The following is an 868-nucleotide window of genomic DNA, read 5'->3' on the forward strand; positions in this document are numbered from 1 at the left end:
TCAGCTCGCACACATCCAGCAGCTGGAAGCGGGAGTGCGGATGATCGCCCACCGGTTGTCGCTGCCGGTGGGCGAGAAGGGCAGCAAGCACGCTCCGGGCGGCTATGCGAGCAGGCGGGAGTGGCATGCGAAGTCGCGCCGTCTGCACGTGCTCACCGACCGGCTCCAAGCCCTCCGTGCGGACTGGGAAGCCGGGGTCGTGCACGTGGTGCGGGGCGGGAAGCGGCTGCTGACCACCCGCCACCACCTGGATGCCGCCCGGCTCACCGAGGAGCAGTGGCGCATCCGCTGGCAGGCGGAGCGGCGTTTCCTTCAGGCGGACGGAGAGTCCGGCAAACGCTTCGGCAACGAGACCATCCGCGTCACCCCCGACGGCGAGATCTCCCTCAGACTCCCCGCCCCGCTGGTGCATATGGCGAACGCCCCGCACGGCCGGTACGTCCTCGCAGCCCGGGTGGTGTTCGCGCACCGGGGCGTCGAGTGGGCCGACCGCATCCACGCGAACCGGGCTGTGGCCTACCGCATCCACGAAGACCCCGCACGCGGCCGCTGGTACCTGACCGCCTCCTGGACCAACCCTGCGGTGCAGACGGTGCCGCTGGCCATGGCCCGCGCGGGTGGCATGGTGGGGGTCGACACCAACGCCGACCACTTGGCCGCGTGGCGGCTGGACGCTCACGGCAACCCGGTCGGAGCGCCCCGGCGGTTCGGCTACGACCTCTCGGGCGGTGCCGCCCACCGCGACGCCCAAGTCCGGCACGCCCTGATCCGCCTGCTGCACTGGGCCCGCCGCCATCACCTCGCCCTCGCCATCGAAGACCTCGACTTCACCGGCGAGACGACCCGCGAAAAACCCGGCCGCCGTAAG

The 868-nt window shown here is 71.8% G+C and carries 1 pseudogene; it reads left to right on the top strand.

Features of this window, described 5'->3' with window-relative positions:
- Window positions 1-868, top strand: a pseudogene (locus SMA5143A_RS33985) (IS200/IS605 family accessory protein TnpB-related protein); the annotation flags it as partial.

This window comes from Streptomyces sp. MA5143a, from assembly GCF_900290235.1.
In the GTDB taxonomy this organism is placed as follows: domain Bacteria; phylum Actinomycetota; class Actinomycetes; order Streptomycetales; family Streptomycetaceae; genus Streptomyces.